Annotated in this window: 14 protein-coding genes; 6 read left to right on the top strand and 8 right to left on the bottom strand. The window is 63.5% G+C overall.

Annotated elements, in window-relative coordinates:
* Window positions 1-131: 131 nt before the first annotated feature.
* From HBNXHr_RS07895 to HBNXHr_RS07905, 3 genes are all read right to left on the bottom strand, one after another.
* Window positions 132-1,877 carry a hypothetical protein gene (locus tag HBNXHr_RS07895; protein ID WP_275881731.1) on the bottom strand — a complete coding sequence of 582 codons (1,746 nt, stop codon included), beginning with the start codon at window positions 1,875-1,877 and terminating at the stop codon, window positions 132-134.
* A 61-nt stretch (window positions 1,878-1,938) separates the two neighbouring features.
* Entirely contained in the window at window positions 1,939-2,115 is a 177-nt protein-coding gene (locus tag HBNXHr_RS07900) for a hypothetical protein (RefSeq protein WP_275736695.1), read from the bottom strand.
* Window positions 2,116-2,196: 81 nt separating this feature from the next.
* On the bottom strand, window positions 2,197-3,174 hold the full coding sequence (locus tag HBNXHr_RS07905) for an aldo/keto reductase (protein ID WP_275881732.1): 978 nt from the start codon (window positions 3,172-3,174) through the stop codon (window positions 2,197-2,199).
* 102 nt (window positions 3,175-3,276) lie between these two features.
* Here HBNXHr_RS07905 and HBNXHr_RS07910 point away from each other — a divergent pair, with 102 nt between their 5' ends.
* The gene (locus HBNXHr_RS07910) at window positions 3,277-3,816 is read left to right on the top strand and encodes an ArsR family transcriptional regulator (protein WP_275881733.1); all 540 of its coding nucleotides are present in this window, start codon (window positions 3,277-3,279) and stop codon (window positions 3,814-3,816) included.
* Window positions 3,816-4,322: a hypothetical protein gene (locus tag HBNXHr_RS07915; protein ID WP_275881734.1), complete on the top strand. Its 507-nt coding sequence runs from the start codon at window positions 3,816-3,818 to the stop codon at window positions 4,320-4,322. Before HBNXHr_RS07910 ends, HBNXHr_RS07915 begins: the two co-directional genes overlap by 1 nt.
* Window positions 4,323-4,378: 56 nt before the next feature.
* On the opposite strand, the gene HBNXHr_RS07920 is transcribed toward HBNXHr_RS07915, so the two are convergent.
* Window positions 4,379-5,722 carry an FAD-dependent oxidoreductase gene (locus tag HBNXHr_RS07920; RefSeq protein WP_275881735.1) on the bottom strand — a complete coding sequence of 448 codons (1,344 nt, stop codon included), beginning with the start codon at window positions 5,720-5,722 and terminating at the stop codon, window positions 4,379-4,381.
* Window positions 5,723-5,861: 139 nt separating this feature from the next.
* Between HBNXHr_RS07920 and HBNXHr_RS07925 the strand changes: the two genes are divergently transcribed.
* Together HBNXHr_RS07925 and HBNXHr_RS07930 are read left to right on the top strand one after the other, a co-directional pair.
* Window positions 5,862-6,074: a hypothetical protein gene (locus tag HBNXHr_RS07925; protein ID WP_275736702.1), complete on the top strand. Its 213-nt coding sequence runs from the start codon at window positions 5,862-5,864 to the stop codon at window positions 6,072-6,074.
* A gap of 83 nt (window positions 6,075-6,157) precedes the next feature.
* Window positions 6,158-7,135 carry an oxidoreductase gene (locus HBNXHr_RS07930; RefSeq protein ID WP_275881736.1) on the top strand — a complete coding sequence of 326 codons (978 nt, stop codon included), beginning with the start codon at window positions 6,158-6,160 and terminating at the stop codon, window positions 7,133-7,135.
* 30 nt (window positions 7,136-7,165) lie between these two features.
* On the opposite strand, the gene HBNXHr_RS07935 is transcribed toward HBNXHr_RS07930, so the two are convergent.
* The 4 genes from HBNXHr_RS07935 to HBNXHr_RS07950 all read right to left on the bottom strand — a co-directional run bounded on the left by HBNXHr_RS07935 (window position 7,166) and on the right by HBNXHr_RS07950 (window position 12,249).
* On the bottom strand, window positions 7,166-8,317 hold the full coding sequence (locus tag HBNXHr_RS07935) for a radical SAM protein (RefSeq protein WP_275881737.1): 1,152 nt from the start codon (window positions 8,315-8,317) through the stop codon (window positions 7,166-7,168).
* 74 nt (window positions 8,318-8,391) lie between these two features.
* Entirely contained in the window at window positions 8,392-9,477 is a 1,086-nt protein-coding gene (locus tag HBNXHr_RS07940) for an ABC transporter permease (RefSeq protein ID WP_275881738.1), read from the bottom strand.
* The gene (locus tag HBNXHr_RS07945; RefSeq protein WP_275881739.1) at window positions 9,470-11,326 is read right to left on the bottom strand and encodes a PrsW family glutamic-type intramembrane protease; all 1,857 of its coding nucleotides are present in this window, start codon (window positions 11,324-11,326) and stop codon (window positions 9,470-9,472) included. The genes HBNXHr_RS07940 and HBNXHr_RS07945 overlap by 8 nt, the downstream gene beginning before the upstream one ends.
* Window positions 11,327-11,328: 2 nt before the next feature.
* Window positions 11,329-12,249, bottom strand: a complete 921-nt coding sequence (locus tag HBNXHr_RS07950; protein WP_275736707.1) for an ABC transporter ATP-binding protein — start codon at window positions 12,247-12,249, stop codon at window positions 11,329-11,331.
* A 250-nt stretch (window positions 12,250-12,499) separates the two neighbouring features.
* On the opposite strand from HBNXHr_RS07950, the gene HBNXHr_RS07955 reads away from it, so the two are divergent.
* Together HBNXHr_RS07955 and HBNXHr_RS07960 are read left to right on the top strand one after the other, a co-directional pair.
* Window positions 12,500-13,270 carry an SDR family oxidoreductase gene (locus tag HBNXHr_RS07955; RefSeq protein WP_275736708.1) on the top strand — a complete coding sequence of 257 codons (771 nt, stop codon included), beginning with the start codon at window positions 12,500-12,502 and terminating at the stop codon, window positions 13,268-13,270.
* 56 nt (window positions 13,271-13,326) lie between these two features.
* Entirely contained in the window at window positions 13,327-14,040 is a 714-nt protein-coding gene (locus HBNXHr_RS07960) for an SDR family oxidoreductase (protein ID WP_275881740.1), read from the top strand.
* Window positions 14,041-14,053: the final 13 nt, after the last annotated feature.

The raw sequence follows: 14,053 nt of genomic DNA on the forward strand, positions 1-14,053 counted from the left end.
TCCGAGCGGTCCGTCGAGACAATGCGTCGCTGTAATGGTGGTGTACGGGCGAGCCATACGAGACAGTACGACCGCCAGTAGTTCAACGTTGAGGGGGATCCCCCCGATCTCGCGACAGATTGGGACAGCGTTCAGGGGCTGGTTTCGTTCGCGGCGCGCTCGTCGTCGGGCGCGACGATCTGGGTGTCCTGGCCGCGTTCGACCGGGATACGATCGACGATGTCGCCGTTCTCGTCGGTGATGAGGACGTAATAGAGGATGTTCTCGTCGTCCGGTGCCGGTTCGACATCGGTCCCGTTCTCGCCGGGTGTGAGGTCGCTATCGTCGATGTCGCCACGGAGGAACTCCCGGATCGCCGCGTCATCATTGAGTTCGATCGCATTGTTGGCATCGGCGTTGACGAAGACGCTACGGGTCACATCTGTGAAGTCGACCGGCGCGACCTTGATGTGCCACCAGAGGTCGCCGTCGACAGTCACCGGTACTGGCTCAGTGACCACGAAGTTATCTCCCCAACCAGTCTGGGAATCTGCGTTCCGGGCCATTCCCATCGCTTTTTCTGGCCCCGTCAGCGTCTCCTCGTCGGTGCCGAAGTAGGTGTACTCCCCGGTGTCGGCGTCGGCGAACCACACCTCATCGAGGCCGCGGGTGTCCTCGCCGTAGGGTTCCATGGCCGTGACGTAGGACATCTGCTCGCCCTCGAGATCGATCACGAACGGCTGTTCGTTGTCGGCACCCTCCGGCAGAGCAGCGACCTCAATTTGTCCCTCGTGTGCGCCGATGACCGGCATCTGGTTGATGATTCCCTCGCGGTACCCCAGCGAACCCGTCTCCGAGCGCGTCAACGTCATCGGATAGAGGCGCTGGCCATCGAGAATCTCGTTCGCCTGTGCCTCCTCGGGTGTGAGATGTTCGATGGTCCCGTCGGGATGGACCAGGGCCCCGCCGTTCCATTTCGGCGTCGTGTGCGGGAACGGAAGGAGGTGCCACTCGTGGCCCGTCTTCGGATAGTAGAGGTACGGCGTGCCGTCGTGGCTGAACTCGACGGCATCGTCGTTGTACTTCGAGAAGAACCCGCCGAGTTTGACGTTCCACCGTGCCGAACGGTGCAGCCACATCCCCTCGCCGTACGTGAAGTCTTCTTCGTAGACGTTGATCTGTTGGGCGTCCATCGACGTCATGTTGGCGACGAGGACGCCGCGTTGGTTGTCCAGTAGCTTGTTCCGGGCGCCGTCCGGTTCGATGGGATAGGACCACGCCAGCGAGCCGTCTTCCTGTCTGGCGATGTCGCTCGTCCCGAGGCGGTGCGTTCGGTAGGACACCGACCCGCGGGTCGTCACGTCCGAGACTTCACGCGGAATAACACGCGGGTTGTTCGCATTGGCCTGTGGGAACTCCTGAACCTCGGTCGCGTCGGCCATCGTCTGCTGGGCCAGGGTCCGCTGTTCGAGCGCGCCCGCCGGCACGCTTGCGAGGATCGAGAGGACGAACAGCACGCTGAGGACAGCCCCCAAAATCCGAAGTTTTCGCATCGCCGATCCACCACCCACCACGATCCCGTCGACTGACGTCTGGTCGTCCTCGAACAGCATCGAGACAAGGTTCGATTCTCGTTTCTCACGTTCGAGTCGCCAGGGCGGGTAAAACCACAGTATCAGCGCCGTGACGGTGCCACCGCCAATCAGGACCAGTCCGGAGGGGGAAAACAGCGCGGCGTAGACCACACCGTGGACCAACGGCCGAACCAGGAATACGATTCCCACGACGATCGCGAGTATCACGATTCGCTTTCCCAGGAAGTACGGCAGCGGGGACCCCGACGACGGGGCATCCACGTCGGACCCATCGTCGTCACCGGAGATGTCGATGTCAGCCATGTATGGGGGATCGGCCGGTTCGATTAAATACTATGGGTTGTCCGGATCGTCGAGTCCTTCCTTACCGCGATTTCGATTCCTCCCGTCGAAGGCGCGGCGGTTCGGTCTCATCTGAGAGAAAGATGCTGTCGGCGTCGGGGTCGAAGTACACTTCGAGCGCGCGAAGTGCGCCGGCGTACGCCGAAATCATGATGAAGGCGAACACGAACACGGCAGGCAGGACAAGTTGGAGGACCATACCATCAATAGGGACCCTCGTTCCCGAAAACCTTGATATTTCGGCCGCGGCCGAACGCCGTCATCTCACGCCCCAAAACGATTACTCGTGACCGGAAACCGGAACTGGCTCGTACGGTTCTTCCAGATAGGCCTGATCGGATTCGCTGAGGTCGATCTCCAGGGCTTCGACGGCGTCTTCGAGGTGCTCGACGCTCGTCGTGCCGACGATCGGCGCGTCGACGGCGTCCTGATGGAGGAGCCACGCCAGCGCGATCTGGGCCATCGTCACGCCGTAGTCGGCAGCGAGTTCGGCGACGCGCTCGTTGATCTCCCGGCCGCCGCCATCGAAGTAGGGGTGTTCGCGGGCGTAGTCGTCGGTTTCGCCCCGGGTCGTCGCGTCGAATTCCTCGTGTGGCCTGGTGAGATAGCCACGCGCCAGCGGACTCCAGGGAATGACGCCGGTCCCCTCGCGGTCACAGAGGGGCAGCATCTCCCGTTCCTCCTCGCGGTACAGCAGGTTGTAGTGGTTCTGCATCGTCTGAAATCGTTCCAGTCCCTCGCGCTCGCTGGTCGCCAGGGCGTCGGCGAACTGGTGGGCCCACATCGACGAGGTGCCGACGTGACGGGCCTGCCCGCGGCGGACGGCATCGTCGAGTGCCGATAGCGTCTCCTCGATCGGCGTGTCGTAGTCCCAGCGGTGGGTCTGGTAGAGGTCGACCGTCTCCATGCCCAGGCGATCCAGCGAGTTCGACAGTTCCTGTTCGATGGCCTTCCGGGAGAGGCCGCCCGAATTCGGGTTCTCGTCGTCCATCTGGAAAAAGCCCTTCGTGGCGACGACCTGCTCGTCGCGGTCGTAGTCGGCCAGCACGTTCCCGAGGACACGCTCGGACTCGCCCAGCGAGTACATGTTGGCCGTGTCGAAGAAGTTGATCCCCAGGTCGATCGCGCGCTCGATGATTTCGCGACTCTCCTCCTCGTCGAGGACCCACTCGCGCCAGTCGCTGCTCCCGAAGCTCATGCAGCCCAGACAGATCCGGCTGACCTCCATGCCAGTGGAGCCGAGGGTCGTGTACTCCATGGACGGGGCAGGTCCGGCGAAGAGAAAAGGGTTCGCCCACGGGACCCATATATTTGACCGAGGCCAAATTATTTGAACAAGCGGCGGCAACCACGCACAGAGATGGACGAATCGGAACAACGAACGTGGACGGACACGCTCAGCGGTCGGGAACGGGTTCGCCGAGCCATCGAGGCGCTGGAGGGGGCGACACCGGTGGGCGAAATCGCCGACAGGGCGGACGTCTCCCGGGCGACGGCCGACGACGAACTCGAACAGCTGGCGAGCGACGACTGGGTCAGTGAAACGACAGTCGAGGGAACCAAAGCGTACGATCTGAACCCCGTTCGCCTGCTTTTCGACGAGGTGACGGATCTCATCGAGGAGCATTCACGGAAGGAGCTCGAATCACAACTCGCCGAGTTGACCGAGGAGCGAGACCAGTTGGCGGCGGAGTACAATGCCGACTCGCTTTCGGAATTCCGGAATCAATTGGCCGAAGCGGAGTTGAATGCGTCCGAGATCCGCGAGCGGCGCAACGTGATCGAGACGTGGGAAGCGATCAACACTGAGCGTCGGCTCGTCAGGCACGCCCTCCAGCTGTACGACGACGTAACCGAACTGTCCTCGCCACGGACTGACGTTCCCTCGACCTTCGCATAATGGTCGTCTTTCTCGCAAACCGAGGGAACCTCCAGAGCAAGCGCCTCCACGACCGCATCCGCAATCGGCTCGACGGCGAACTCACGGACGTGCGACGGCGACGGGCCGAACCGCGAGATGCTGGCCAGTACCGCGTGGTCGGTGAGGTGGATCCCCGACAGTTCCTCGAGAATCCGGACTATCCGGCAACGACGGCACGGATCGAAGTCGGATTTCGCCTTCGGACGGGCGACTCGTCCGAGCACTACTGGTTCAACTGGATCGAACCGGACCGGGACGTACTGGTCGGGTGGCATCAGGACGACACGCACGACAATCTCGGTCCGGTTCACGTTCAGGTGAATGACGGATCGAGGACTGTCGAGCACAGACCGACCCGGTTCATCGACGCGCATCCACTCGACGTTCTCGAACGTCGGTTCGACGCGTTGTCCGATCTCGTCAATGCTGTCGAGTGGGATGATGGACGGCCAGTCGGTTTAGACACCGCCGTCGAGTCGCTGTGACTCTTGAAGAAGTGGTGAGCGTCCACGGATAGCGCGAAACGGTCCCTGAAACAGCTCTATTCGGCCAAGCCACGCGGGAAGTTCCCGATTGTCGCCTCGCGGAAGCCATCCTCGTCGAAGTCAGCGTCGAGCCACTCGCTCAGCTGTTCGGCGTCGGCCATTGCGTTCTTCAGGCACGTCGAGGCCCCGGGCGAGGGCGTGATGTTGAAGATGACGTCGTTTCCGGTGATCTTGGCCTCGCCCATGTCCAGGGACTTCGTCTCCGTATTGACGATCTGCGGGCGGACGCCGCCGTAGCCCTTCGCGCGTTCGATGTCACTCGCTTCGACGGTCGGCACGACCTTCTGGACGTGCGGAAGGAAGGCCCGTTTGCCGACCGCGGGCAGGTCATAGAGCAGGTTCTCGAGGACGTACGGCAACAGCGTCCGATCGGCGAGGATGTTCGCGTAGCTGAGGAACGAGTCCGGCGAGAGTTCGAAGACGTCGAAGAAGTCGGCGACCGTCGAGAGCCGCCCGCGTTCCAGGGCGGGCACGACCTTCGCCGTCGGGCCGAACCGGGTCAGTCCCTGGTCGTGGACCTCGGCGTCGCCGTGGACCGCCGCGAAGGGGAGTTTCGCCATCTGGAGGGTGTAGACCTTGCCGTTCAGCAGGCCCTCCTCGGCGACGAAGAAACTGCCCGCGACCGGGAGCAAGGACATGTGCTCGCCGTAGCCCATCTCCTTGGCGATCTGGAGGCTGTGGGAGCCGGCGGCGACGACCGCCGCGTCGCTCTGGTACCACCCGCGCTCGGTCTCGACCAGGAACTCGTCGTCGGTTTCGTTGACCGACTCGACTTCCGTGCCCGTGAAGACGTCGACGCCCTCGTCGCCTTCGACTTCACGGACGAAGTCGATCGCGAGTTCGCCGTAGTCGACCGTGTAGCCGTCGGGCGTCTGGAGGGCGAGCATCTCGGTGTCCGGCTCACGCCCCTCGACGACCTTCGGTTCGATTGCTTCGATCTCCTCACGGTCGATCGCGTCGAGTTTCGGGAAGAGATCGCCAAAGCCCTTCTCGTGATAGCGGGCGTCGAGACGGTCGACTTCCTCGTCGCCGACCGCCAGTGCCATCTTGGAGCGCTTTGCGTGCATCTCGCGGTCGGCGTCGTTGGCTTCGAGGTAGCCGGCGACCATTTCGGCACCCTCCTTTACTTCCTGGGCTTTCTCCAGGGAGTAATTCGTCTCGATGTCCCCAAAGTGCAGCGTCTGGGAGTTGTTCGTGTGGTGGGAGTTGATCGCCGCGATATCAGGCTCCTTCTCGAACAGTGCGACCGACTCGATGTCGGTGAATTTCGAGACCGTATACAGCAACGACGCCCCGCTGATGCCCCCGCCGACGATGACCAGGTCGTATTCGCCTTGCATGGTAGAAGTGTCCACAAAGATGGGTGTCGGACACTTATGTCATCGGGCCGGGGAAGCCACTGCCTCGATAGCCATAGCCCACACTGCCAGCCAGGACCACGACGACAGACACTTCACGGTCATTTCCCTACCACCGGTCATGCCAGAATATCCGGTCATCGTCCGCGAGATCGGCGGCCAGAATCGACTGGGAGTCGAGGAAGCCGACGATCTGGAGGCGGATGTTCGGGAAATCGTCACCGAGGGATACGAACAGATCAACGTCGAGCGGCGGGACGACGGCGAGGTAGTTGGAACAGTGGTGGCGAGTGACGATCGCCAGCGGATCGAAGACGTCCACTGGGACGCCTAATCGAGCCGATTCGCCGGCTTCTCAGCGAATCAGGGTCCGGTTGGGGCGATCCACTTATCGGCCTGACAGCCGTTCACTGCACAATGAGTACCGAAACCGGCGATCGCGATGCGATGGGCGACCAGTCAGGACGGACTGTCGTCGTCACGGGAGCCAACAGCGGAATCGGCTTCGAAGTGACGAAAGCCTTCGCCGAGAGGGGTGCTGACGTGGTCATGGCGTGTCGAAGTCTCGATCGCGGGAATGCGGCCCGGCAGGAGATACGGAACGAAGCCGAGGTCGACGACGCAGCACTCGCGGTCATGGAACTCGATCTGGCCGACCTCGATTCGGTGCGATCGTTCGCGGAGGGCGTCCGATCGACGTATTCGGATCTCCACGTCCTGTGTAACAACGCCGGCGTGATGGCGATTCCGCGGAGTGAGACCGCAGACGGCTTCGAGACCCAATTCGGCGTCAATCACCTCGGTCACTTCGCGCTCACGGGTCTCCTTCTCGACCGGCTTCGGGACACCGAAAGTGAGACGCGGATCGTTACCCAGAGCAGCGGCCTTCACGAGCGAGGGGAGATCGATTTCGATGACCTCCACGGCAAGAACTCCTACGACCGGTTCGACGCCTACGCCCAGTCGAAACTCGCGAACGTGCTGTTCGCCTACGAACTCGATAGACGGCTTCAGGCGGCCGACGCGGACGTCACGAGCGTCGCCTGCCACCCCGGTTTCGCCGCGACGAACCTCCAGCGACGGGGGCCCGAACAGTCGGGTTCACGGCTTCGACTATGGATGATGAAAATTGCCAACGCCGTCTTCGCCCAGTCCGCCGCCACGGGCGCACTCCCGATGCTCATGGCCGGGACCGATCCTGCCGTCGACGGCGGAGAATACGTCGGGCCGGGCGGCTTGCTGAACATGCGCGGTACCCCGGAGATGCAACGATCCAGTGACCGGTCCTACGATGAGGAACTCGCCAGGGAACTCTGGGACGTCTCGGTCGATCTCACTGGGGTGGGCTATGACCTGCCGGATCCCCGCCAAACGGATGCTGCTGGCGCGGACTGATCGCAACGGGAGTGTCTCACCCAGCGGCTTTCAGACGGTGTCTCCCACCTGCCCGACCCACGGACACAGCGGGTCGCTCGCGAGCGGATTTCCGGTAACGGCGTGGGCGCGGGATCGCGAACCGCCACAGAGATCCAGATACTCACACTCCCCACAGGAACCGACGAACTGGTCAGTATCGCGGAGTCGCTCGAACAGATCGGCGTTGCGGTAGATGTCCACGAGGCTCCGGTCCGTGACGTTCCCACCGCTCTGCGGGAGAAAGCCTGACGGGTAGACCTCGCCCTCGTAGCTGACGAACACGAAGCCCTTCCCAGCCCGCGTCGAACCGACGCGGACGCCATCGCCGGACTCCCGACGTTCGAGTTCGTCGGCAACCCGCCGGTAGTGTGGCGCTTCGACCGTGATTACCCGATATGGAGCCGCCTGGCCACGGCGATAGAGCCACTCCATCACCTCGACGGTCCGCTCGGGATCGAGCTGGGCGAGTTCCTCGCCGCGGCCGATGGGGACGAGGAAGAACACTTCCCACATCGCGGCGTCAAACGCTTCGACCATGTCGGCGATCGCGGGCAGATCCTCGACGGTGTTCGCGGTGACGGTCGTGTTGATCTGGATCTCCATCCCTGCCTCGCGAGCCTGGCGGGCGGCCTGCTCGACGCGGGCAAACGAGCTGTCCTCGCCGCGGAACTCGTCGTGGGCGTCGGCGGTGGCCCCATCCAGTGAGAGCGCGATCCGCTCGACGCCGGCGTCGGCGAGTTTGCCGATCACGCTCTCTGTCAGGTTTGCCGTCGGCGCGGGCGTCACAGCCGTCGTGATGTCACGGTCGGCTGCGTGATCGAGCAGTTCGAAGAGGTCCGGCCGCTCCAGGGGATCGCCGCCGGAGAACACGAGAATCGGCTGTGGGCTGGCGAAGTCAGCGATCGAGTCGATGAAGTCTTTCCCGTCCGCCGTCGAGAGCTCCGCCGGGTCGCGTTCCGGTTGTGCTTCCGCCCGGCAGTGATCACATTCGAGTTCGCAGGCCTGGGTCACCTCCCAGGTGACGATCAGCGGGCGCTCGTCGTAGTTCCGGGTCCCGGGATGACCGCCAGGGTGGCCCGGATTCGACGCTCCGGGAGGGCCGCCGTGACCCCGGCTCGATGCCGACGGCGGGTCGTCACCATGTGGATGCTCCTCGGTCATTCGTCTCGGTGGATTGTCGTCCCAGATCGTCAAAAGCCCATGGTCGATTCCCACCGGTCAGGACCGCTCCAGGATCAATATCGTTCGGTATCGATCCGCGTCACATAGCGGCGCATCGCGGCGTACCCGACGACGGCACTCAACGTTACACCAGCGACGGTCGCGATCGTCACCGTCGTCGCGCTGCCGACAGCGAGTTTCGCCGCGACAGTAGCCAGGTGCTCGGGCAACAAGGCGAGCGCGCCGAAGGCACCCAACACTAGCACCGAGTACAGTAGCTGTGCCTGCTGGCGTTTCCCGGTCAGCAGCCCCAGGACGATCCCGAAGACGACGACCAGGACTGCGGTGGCTGCCACCAGAAGTACCAGTGCCGGGACGTTCCGGATCGCGATGCCGTTGGCACCGAGCAACACGATCCAGAGGATCGCCTGAAGTGGTGCCAGGATCGCCATCCCCAGTGCTTTCCCGTCGACGATATCCACGAGAGAGACCGGCGCGACGCGCAGGAGTTCGAGCGTCCCGCGTTCGATCTCCTCGGTGATCGCGTCGACGGCGATCGACCCGCTGATGAACGGAGGCAAGAACAGCAGGAGCGGCACGAGCACGGTGTAGGTGAACCCGAAGTACGGACTCGAACTCGTCTCTGCCGGAAGCGTGACGGGCGGCGCATCGAGGAAGTCACTTCGGTCGATCCGCTCGGTCCGTTCGAGCTCTTCGAGGACCGACCGAAGCTGGACGACGACCAGCGTCGACTCGATGCTCCCCTCGGGGACAGTTGCCGTCACCCGTATCTCTCCCCCAACCGTTTCGGCGTGTACTAGCCCCCGGACGGTCCGAGCCTGGAACCCTGCCATCGCCTCGGCCCGGTCGGCGTACGGCGTGACCTCGACCCCGTCGACGGCCGCCGCGGCGTCTTCGAGTTCGGCCGTCGCGTCACCTGAAACGCCGATATCGATCCCGCTTGCCTCGACGGACCCGGGATCGTACAACGAGGTCAGGCCCACGACGAGGAACGACGAGAACGCGGCGATGAACAACTGGATGACCAGCGCGAGGATGATCGTCTTCTCCCGGGAGAGCGAGGCCACGTCCCGCTTTGCGATGGTCAATCGGCTATCGCCGAGGAACGAGTCGCTCGATCCGGATTCTTGGTCAGGCAAGGAACGTCACCACCGTGAGGTTGTAGGCCAGGTGAATGACGATCGCGGCCAGGAGTCCGACAGCGTATCCACGTCGGCTCCGGGCCGCCCCGATGGCCGAGGTCGTCGCCGTAACCGCGTGCAGCGCGAGCGGCGCGAGCAGGAGTCCAACGGCCAACAGCGGTGAGACGCCGTACTCCGCACCGCCGGTGACGAACGCGGCCTGCTGGACGGCCGGCAGATCGGTCCCGAGCAACTGGACGATGAGGCCGAGTTTCTCCGCGAGGAAAAAGCCGAGTCCAGATAGCGACCCGACGACGACCGCGTTCGCGATCGTCCGTTCATACTTCCGGTGGACGAACCCGGCGTAGAGGTGGAGACTCTTGGCGATCTCCTCGATGACGGCGACGGCGACCAGCACGAAGACCACCGCAAGTTCAGGTGCGCCGAGCCAGATCGGATAGGCCATCGCGACCGCGACCAATTCGATCACGAGGACGAACGGCAACAGGATAATCGAGAGTTTCGCCGCGCTCGTCCGGCGCTTGATCCGACCGGACAGTGAATCAAGCACTTTCAGCGGGACCGGCCGCTGGGTGAACATGTCCTCCTCGCGGTACAGCCCCGCGCCGAGGCCGAACAGCACGGCCGCCGTCAAAAGCGGCGGGAGCGTCGAGAAGACGAACTCCATGAGTCCGACCGCCTGACCCTGGATATCCCGGACGACGATCGTCAGCGGCGAGATGAGTGCGATCGGCGTCACGTCGGTGAAAATGGCTGGCACGAACGCGTAACTGGTCAGGCCGACGGTGATCGTGACCGTCAGGAAGGTAAGCTCCTTGAACGACCGGGCGAACATCCCCGCGAGAAACGTCGCCCCGAGGAAGAGGAGCACCAGCGGTATCACCGCCAGAACGGAGATGACCCCGTTTGCCCCGTCGGTCGCAAAGACGACGAGCCCGGCAGTGATGAGTACCTCGAAGGCCATCGCCCCGAGGAAATACGGCAGCGTCTTCCCGGCGATGATATCCCCGCGAGTGACCGGTGAGACCAGCATGAGTTCACCGCGGCGTTTGAGTCGTTCACTGAGAATCGAACTCCCGTAGGCCTGAATGATGAAATTCAGCGGGAGGACGAAGACGAACGCCAGCACGAGCGAGCCAAACGGGAAGGGGGGCGCGATGTCCGACGGCGACCCGGTCGTGCTCCCGCCACCGAGGCTGCCAGCCAACCCCCCGAGGCCGCCGGCCAATCCACCCCCACCACTGCCCGTAGTGTCACCGTCAGTTCCACCGGCACCACCGCCGGTATCGCCATCGCCGGCTCCAGGGGCGTCTCCGGATGCATTGCTGTTGCCACCGGTGTCGTCTCCGCCGGACGCTCCTCCGTCGCTGGCTCCGTCGTCAGTGCCTGTAGAATCAAGCGGTCGCCGCTCGACGGAGGTCAGCGTCACTGAGACTGGGTAGGCTGCAGTCTGGTTATCGTCCTGGTCCATCAGCCAGTCGTTGTACGCCTGAACCGAACTCCGCAGTTCCGTCAGTGCAGCGCTCCCCTTCGGCGAGTCGGTGGGTGTGACCACGGTTCCGTCGATCAGTAGGTCGACTCGGCCACTCGAAATGCCGTCCCGAGTCGGCGGCTTGACGGCGAACGTCGGGTCTCGCTCAACCACGTCGTGGTAGGGGCTGGACTCGTCGACGCCGACGCGGTACAGTCCGGCGTCGAGTGCGACGCCCTGGCTGGCAATGAGTGGCGCAAGCGCGCCGAGGACGACGAGCGCACCGATCGTGACAGCCGCCGTCCGGCGGTCGATCCCGCCGGCGTTCTTCGTGACTTCCCACCAGCCGATCCGGAGGACCTTTCTGAGACGCACGTTCACTCCCCCGGTTCGACGGCACCCGTGCCCGTCGTCCCGGTCGCGGCCGCACGGGCGGGTTCGTCGGCGACGTTCAGGAACACCTCTTCGAGACTCGCCTCCTCGGTCCGGATATCGACTACCTCGCCATCACGGTCGGCGGCCGCGGATCGGGTTTCCTCGACCTCGTCCATCGTGGCGACGCTGCGAACGTACCGTCCGTTCTTTGCTTCACTGCCGGGCAGTTCGACGGTCGTGTAGACGTGATAGGTCGTTTTGCCGTGCTCCTCCCGGAGGGTTTCGAGTGGTCCCCGGGCGACGATCGAGCCCTCGTTCATGATCGCGACCCGATCACAGATGCTCTCGACGTGAAAGAGATTGTGGGCGCTGAAGACGATCGTCTTGCCCGCCTCGGCGAGTTCGGTCGTGAACTCGATGATGAAGTTCGTCGTCAGCGGATCAAGACCGCTCGCGGGTTCGTCGTAGATCAACACGTCGGGATCGTTGATCAGCGACCGGGCGATCGCGACCTTCCGTTTCATGCCCTTGGACATGTCTCCCAGCGGCCGATCGCGGTGCTGGAGATCCAGTCTGTCGAGCGTGTCGTGGATACGCGTGATCGCCTGGTTCTCGGGAACGTCGTAGAGGTCAGCGAAAAAGGAAAGGTACGAAATCGGCGTCATCTCCTCGTACAGCGGCGACTCCTCGGGGAGAAAGCCCAATCGCCGTCGCATCGCCGAATCGTCGGCCGCGAGGCCGGCGATCCTGACGTCGCCCGCAGTCGGTTCGATCAGGCCGGCGAGCATCTTCAGCGTCGTCGTCTTGCCCGCGCCGTTGGGCCCGATGATGCCGAACACCTCGCCGCGGTCGACCGAAAAGGTACTCCCCTCGACGGCCGCGAAGCCGCCGTACTCCTTGCGGAGATCGTCTACCTCGATCATTGACCGTTCTTGCGGTCGGACGAACCTATATGTTGGCTCCAGTCATCAGATTCGATATTGGGACAGGCCCGACGGCCGAACGCGGGCCGTCACCGAGCGAGGATCGGCCCGCGAGTGACCTCAGAACATTGGAAAGGAAACTACCAGTAACATTCTCTGGAACCGACAGCGTGGAGTACTATTCGACGATCTTCAGCCTTTGAGGCCATGGTAAACCCAGATATACGGGAGAGGTGTGTATGATAACGTCATGACAAAATATGACTTCGATGGCCGCGTCGCGGCCGTCACGGGCGGAGCTTCCGGAATCGGCCGAGAGACAGCGATTCAGTTCGCCGAAAACGGAGCCGCGGTCGTGATCGGGGATGTCGACGACGAGAAAGGTGGGGCCGTCGTTGCCGACATCGAGGACGCCGGCGGCGAGGCCGTCTACGTTCGGACGGACGTGACGGAGATGGACGAGGTCGAGGCGATGGTCGAGACCGCTGTCGAGGAGTTCGGCCGGATCGACTACGCGGTCAACAACGCGGGTATCGGCGGTGACCAGGTACCGGCGGGCGATGTCGAGGAAGACGGCTGGGAGCAAGTCGTCGACATCAACCTCAACGGCGTCTGGCGCTCGCTGAAAGCCGAACTTGCGGAGATGACCGACCAGGACGACGGCGGCGTCGTGATCAACATGGCGTCGGTCCTCGGGAAAGTCGGCTTCGAGAACTCCGCGGCGTACGTCTCGGCCAAACACGGGGTGCTCGGGCTTACAAAAACTGCAGCCTGGGAGTACGCCGAGGACGGCATCCGTGTCAACGCGGTCTGTCCCGGGTTCATCGAGACCCAGATGCTGGACGACGCCGGCATCACCACCAACGATGACGTCCGCGAGTGGATCGCCGGGATGCACTCTGAAGGGCGTCTCGGACAGCCCGATGAGATCGCTGACGCGGTCATGTGGCTGTGTTCCGACGGGGCTTCGTTCACCAACGGCGAGGCACTCACCGTCGACAGCGGCTTCACCGCTCGATAACAGTAACTTGATTCGGCGGGGCAGTTTTTATCGGTGTGACGCGCTAACGTGACACGATGTCAGTCCAGTTTGATTTCAGCGATTACGTGGTACTGGTGACCGGTGCTGGCGGCGCGCTCGGGAGTGCCACAGTCGAAGCGTTTCTCGATGCGGGCGCGACAGTGTGTGCCGCCGACGTGATCGGCCCGGACGACGAGGGATACCCCCTCGATCCCGACCAGGATCGACTCCGGACATACCAGGCCGATTTCACCGACGAAGCGGCCGTACAGGCCGCCGTCGAGGACATCGTCGCCGAACACGGTCGGTTGGATACCCTCGTCACCGTGGCGGGCACCTGGCAGGGCGGCGATCCCGTCGAGGAGACGAGTACTGAGACGTTCGATCTTCTCGCTGATGTGAACGTCCGGACGGCGTTTCTCGCTGCCAAGCACGTCCTTCCCCACCTTCAGACGACCGGCGGGTCGATCGTGACGGTCTCCTCGACGTCGTCGCTTCAGGGTGGTTCCGGGGACGGGCTCTACCGTGCCTCGAAGGCCGCCGTTCGATTGCTAACTGAATCCATCGCTGCCGAGAACGAAGGGACGGTCAGGGCGAATACCGTCATGCCCGACGTGATCGACACGCCGGCTAACCGGGAGATGATGCCCGACGCCGACCACGACGCGTGGGTCGACCCCGCGGATATCGCCGACGTGATTCGGTTCCTGTGTAGCGAGGCGGCGTCGCCGATCACGGGCGGCGCGATTCCGCTCGATCACTCGGGGTGATTCCCGCCACGAC

Origin of the sequence: Halorhabdus sp. BNX81, from assembly GCF_029229925.1 — an archaeon.
In the GTDB taxonomy this organism is placed as follows: domain Archaea; phylum Halobacteriota; class Halobacteria; order Halobacteriales; family Haloarculaceae; genus Halorhabdus.

Excerpts from the sequence above, each read along its gene's own strand:
- HBNXHr_RS07925 (WP_275736702.1), top strand. The coding sequence starts at position 5,862 with ATGCCAGAATATCCGGTCATCGTCCGCGAGATCGGCGGCCAGAATCGA.
- HBNXHr_RS07920 (WP_275881735.1), bottom strand. The coding sequence starts at position 5,722 with ATGCAAGGCGAATACGACCTGGTCATCGTCGGCGGGGGCATCAGCGGG.
- HBNXHr_RS07900 (WP_275736695.1), bottom strand. The coding sequence starts at position 2,115 with ATGGTCCTCCAACTTGTCCTGCCTGCCGTGTTCGTGTTCGCCTTCATC.
- HBNXHr_RS07935 (WP_275881737.1), bottom strand. The coding sequence starts at position 8,317 with ATGACCGAGGAGCATCCACATGGTGACGACCCGCCGTCGGCATCGAGC.
- HBNXHr_RS07950 (WP_275736707.1), bottom strand. The coding sequence starts at position 12,249 with ATGATCGAGGTAGACGATCTCCGCAAGGAGTACGGCGGCTTCGCGGCC.
- HBNXHr_RS07915 (WP_275881734.1), top strand. The coding sequence starts at position 3,816 with ATGGTCGTCTTTCTCGCAAACCGAGGGAACCTCCAGAGCAAGCGCCTC.
- HBNXHr_RS07960 (WP_275881740.1), top strand. The coding sequence starts at position 13,327 with ATGTCAGTCCAGTTTGATTTCAGCGATTACGTGGTACTGGTGACCGGT.
- HBNXHr_RS07910 (WP_275881733.1), top strand. The coding sequence starts at position 3,277 with ATGGACGAATCGGAACAACGAACGTGGACGGACACGCTCAGCGGTCGG.
- HBNXHr_RS07930 (WP_275881736.1), top strand. The coding sequence starts at position 6,158 with ATGAGTACCGAAACCGGCGATCGCGATGCGATGGGCGACCAGTCAGGA.
- HBNXHr_RS07895 (WP_275881731.1), bottom strand. The coding sequence starts at position 1,877 with ATGGCTGACATCGACATCTCCGGTGACGACGATGGGTCCGACGTGGAT.
- HBNXHr_RS07955 (WP_275736708.1), top strand. The coding sequence starts at position 12,500 with ATGACAAAATATGACTTCGATGGCCGCGTCGCGGCCGTCACGGGCGGA.
- HBNXHr_RS07905 (WP_275881732.1), bottom strand. The coding sequence starts at position 3,174 with ATGGAGTACACGACCCTCGGCTCCACTGGCATGGAGGTCAGCCGGATC.